This is a genomic window from Mesorhizobium sp. M4A.F.Ca.ET.050.02.1.1 (assembly GCF_003997725.1).
Lineage (GTDB): Bacteria > Pseudomonadota > Alphaproteobacteria > Rhizobiales > Rhizobiaceae > Mesorhizobium.
Genome location: NZ_RZSG01000602.1, coordinates 1 through 3,740, shown reverse-complemented (window position 1 = coordinate 3,740; position 3,740 = coordinate 1). Strand labels below are relative to the sequence as shown.

General features: G+C 66.9%; 4 protein-coding genes and 2 pseudogenes. 5 read left to right on the top strand and 1 reads right to left on the bottom strand.

Going from position 1 to position 3,740, the window contains the following annotated elements; genetic code table 11:
• From EOA33_RS39315 to EOA33_RS27695, 3 genes and pseudogenes are all read left to right on the top strand, one after another.
• Positions 1–359, top strand: a pseudogene (locus EOA33_RS39315) (hypothetical protein); the annotation flags it as partial.
• Entirely contained in the window at positions 352–714 is a 363-nt protein-coding gene (locus EOA33_RS27700) for a hypothetical protein (RefSeq protein ID WP_126055209.1), read from the top strand. The pseudogene EOA33_RS39315 and the gene EOA33_RS27700, both read left to right, overlap by 8 nt.
• Positions 659–1,348 carry a terminase family protein gene (locus EOA33_RS27695; protein ID WP_245482453.1) on the top strand — a complete coding sequence of 230 codons (690 nt, stop codon included), beginning with the start codon at positions 659–661 and terminating at the stop codon, positions 1,346–1,348. Before EOA33_RS27700 ends, EOA33_RS27695 begins: the two co-directional genes overlap by 56 nt.
• A gap of 88 nt (positions 1,349–1,436) precedes the next feature.
• Here EOA33_RS27695 and EOA33_RS27690 read toward each other — a convergent pair whose 3' ends face one another.
• A complete protein-coding gene (locus EOA33_RS27690; protein WP_127407091.1) occupies positions 1,437–2,291 on the bottom strand; it encodes a hypothetical protein in 855 nt (284 codons plus the stop codon).
• Between the two features lie 308 nt (positions 2,292–2,599).
• Here EOA33_RS27690 and EOA33_RS41565 point away from each other — a divergent pair.
• Positions 2,600–2,920 (top strand): annotated as a pseudogene (locus EOA33_RS41565) (hypothetical protein); the annotation flags it as partial.
• 427 nt (positions 2,921–3,347) lie between these two features.
• The coding region (locus tag EOA33_RS39310; protein ID WP_281033561.1) for a glycosyl hydrolase 108 family protein at positions 3,348–3,740 on the top strand (393 nt) is incomplete at its 3' end.

The following is a 3,740-nucleotide window of genomic DNA, read 5'->3' as shown; positions in this document are numbered from 1 at the left end:
GTGTCGAGGAGGTCGCGCCCGGCGTGCTGATCGGCATGGTGCGCGGCGGGCCGGTCGATGCGGTCGGTGGCTTCGGCTTTCCAAACGGCGCTGAGGGCGGCCGGATGATCGGCATTGCCAGCACGGCGAGGCCGGGCAAGGCCGAGCCAGCCGCCGTCCAGATCGAAGCCGCGCCGGCCGGCACGGCGGCATCGGCCGAGAGCGCGGCGCCCAAGCCGGCGCGCCAGCCGACCAAGCCAAGGCGCGCCAAAACCGGCAAGCGCCGGAAGCCCGCCGTCGCGCGGTCCAGGCCGTCGAAGTCGGCGGTCGTTCCCGCCGCCGTGCCCGGCAGCAGCGAGCCGGCGGCGTCCCATGGCTGACGCGCCGTCGCGTTCGCGCCGGGCGCGGAAACCGGCAGGCGTTCCCGTCCGCCCGAAGCGGGCGAAAAAGACCATCGGCGATGATTTCGCCGCCGCGCTGCGCCAGGATTTCCGTGACCATGGCGCCGGCGTCATCGCCAAGGTCAGGGCGGAAAAGCCCGACCAGTATCTGAAGATCGTGCTGTCGGTGCTGCCCGGCCCGAAGGATTCTGATGCCCACACCAACACTCTGGACACACTGAGCGATGAGGAGATCCGCGCCCGCATCCGCGCCCTCGAAGCGATCGTCAGGCCGTTCCTTGGGGACGGAGTATCTGGCGCTGCTGACGGAGCTGGAGCGCCGGCGCCGCGCTAACCATTTGGCCGCTTACCGGCCCTATCCCAGGCAGGCGCAGTTCCATGCCGCGGGCGCTGCCAACCGCGAGCGCCTGTTCATGGCAGGCAATCAGCTTGGCAAGACCAGGGCGGGGGGCGCCGAATGGGCGATGCACCTCACCGGCCGCTATCCCGACTGGTGGCAAGGCAAGGTGTTCGACATGGCCGTGCGCCTCTGGGCCGCAGGCGTCACCGGCGAGGGCACGCGCGACAACCCGCAGCGCGTGCTGGTCGGCCCGCCGCAACAGCAGGCCGACTGGGGCACCGGCATGATCCCGGCCGATGCCATCGTCCACACCGTGATGGGCCGCAGTGTTCCCGGTGCAATCGACAGCGTCGTCGTGCGCTGGGGCGGCGGTGGCGACGTCCAGGCCTCCGAGAGCGTGCTCTCCTTCAAATCCTACGAGAAAGGCCGCGAGAAATGGCAGGGCGAGACGCTGCACGGCGTCTGGTTCGACGAGGAGCCGCCGCTGGATGTCTATAGCGAGGGCCTGACGCGCACCAACGCCACCGGCGGCATCACCATCGTGACGTTCACGCCGCTGCTTGGGATGAGCGATGTGGTGCTGCGGTTTCTGTCGGCGGCGGATGTGGAGAGGATGGGGAAGGGGTGAATCACAGCCAATCTCCCCCCTTGTGGGGGAGATGCCCGGTAGGGGGAGATCAGCAGCTTCGGCGCTCGCGCCTAGCGGGGGTCGAGCGTCACCTTCGCTGCCCATTTGATCGGGGGCTAGTCCGGGTAGCTGCCGGCAATGATGAATGCCAGACCGCATGCTGCGATATCTGCTTGTGCTCGAAGCAATCCGTCGCCAGCTTGCTGATTTCTGAATCGGCAGACGCCTGCGCCCATTCGACATAGGCGTCAACGACCACAAACCTCGCCCGACCGGCCAACCCGAGGCCGTAGCGCCGCACCACCGGCTCGGCATGATCCAGCATCGCACGGATCGTGCCTGACGAATCGTTCCGCCACTGCTCGCAAATACCCGCTATCGCCGAAAACGGCGTTTGCGGCCTGAGCGATGCGGCGCGCTGGCGGGCGAACTTCAACTGCCAGTCCTTGGCAAAGCGCACGAATTGGATAGCTCCCATGCGCACCCCCTCATGCTCATCTGCAAGAGCAAACAGGGCTTGCGCCAGATGGTCGCCGTCGCCACGCGTGCTGCATCGCAGGATGGACTCTACGGCATCGAAGCGCGTGCGCGGGTTATCATCTGCCAGCAACGCTGCCAGTTCGCCCACCATCGAACTTATGTTCTGGTTTTGAAACGTGGCAAGAAACGCGCCTGTCGCTCGCGTCCGGGCATTGCCCGAAGTGAGCAGGAGACGCAGGCTTTCCAACGGAACCGTCTTGCCAAGCTCACCGAGAAAGTCGTTGGCCAGCGTGCCGTCGTCGTCATCGGAAGGCGACAGCAGCCGCTGCAGCATCTCCTGACCTGTCACGGCATTTCTCGGTTTGCCGAGCGGCAGCAGGAACTTGCCGCCTTCGCTGAAGAAAAGATGAGCGGTCTCGCTGTCCTCGGCGGACAGGCGCATCGCCTCGAATAAGTCTGTCATGGCAAAGAGTGGCTTTCCCACCCGCGTAGAGGAGAGGCCGCGCGCAATGCACCGGCCCAACGCGCATCGGTGTTCCCGATGCGGGGCAAGACCTACTGCATAAAACCGAAGATGAAAAGACGAGCGGGCGCAGTTTTGCTGTCGGTTCCGGTATCGCCAGGCGGGGCGCTGGCGCGTGAAACGCAACTCCCCCTCACTCCACTTCCTGCGCCACCCAGGGCATCCGCCATCGTGACCTTCACGCTCGGGATGAGTGATGTGGTGCTGAGGTTTTTGAGCGCAGCGGAAGTTGAGCGGATGGGCAAGGGATGAGGCGCCCACTTCCCTTCTCCCCGTTGTTCGCGATGTCCCCAGTCCAAACACCCGTGTGGGAGAAGGTGGCCTCGCGAAGCGAGGTCGGGGTGTTCCAGCTTGACGCCGGCGTCCGCAAAATCACTGCCGCCGTGTTCCTTCGCGCACCCCTCATCCGTCTCGGCGCCGCGCGCCGATCCACCTTCTCCCACAAGGGGAGAAGGGAAAGGGCCACCATGTCCCGACACGTCACCTTCATGACCATCGACGATGCCGGGCACTACACGCCTGCCGAACGCGCGGCGATCGTTGCCGCCTATCCCGCGCATGAGCGCGAGGCGCGCGCCAAGGGCATTCCGGTGCTGGGCTCGGGCCGCATCTTTCCGGTGCCGGAGGAACTGATTGCCTGCGAGCCGTTCCGGCTGCCGCGCTGGTGGCCGCGCATCGGCGCGCTCGATTTCGGCTGGGACCATCCTTCGGCCGCGGTCGAGCTCGCCTGGGATACCGAGGCCGACGTCGTCTACGTCACCAAGGCCTCCCGCGCCGCGCAGCAGACGCCGGCGATGCAGGCGCTCGCCCTGAAACCGTGGGGCGAATGGCTGCCCTTCACCTGGCCGCGCGACGGCCGCCGCGAAACGCTGGAAGGCGCCGGCGTGGCGCTCGCAAAACAATATGCCGCGCATGGGCTGAACATGCTCGCCAGCCACCCGCTTCGCCGACGGCTCGGTCTCGGTCGAGGCCGGGCTGATGGAGATGCTCGACCGCATGCAATCCGGCCGCTTCAAGGTGTTTTCGACGCTGCTAGCCTGGTTCGAGGAATTTCGCCTCTACCGGCGCTTCTATTGGGATGCCGTGGCCGGCGCCGAACTTCCCGCCGGCGTCGACTATGCCGTGTTCGACTTCGCGGTGAACAGCGGCCCGGCCAGGGCGGCGAACTACCTTCAGGCGATCGTCGGCGTCACCCAGGACGGGCGCATCGGTCCGGCGACGCTCGGCGCCGCCAGGGCCCGGCCCGCCGGCGTTGTCATCGACGCACTTTGCGACGCACGCCTGGCGTTCCTCAAGCGGCTGCCAACATGGCCGACCTTCGGCAGGGGCTGGAGCGGGCGGGTCGGATTCGTGCGCGCCGAGGCGCTGCTGCTGTCTGCGGTTGAGCCG

Coding starts and splice junctions, on each gene's coding strand:
- EOA33_RS27690 (WP_127407091.1), bottom strand. CDS start 2,291: ATGACAGACTTATTCGAGGCGATGCGCCTGTCCGCCGAGGACAGCGAG.
- EOA33_RS27700 (WP_126055209.1), top strand. CDS start 352: ATGGCTGACGCGCCGTCGCGTTCGCGCCGGGCGCGGAAACCGGCAGGC.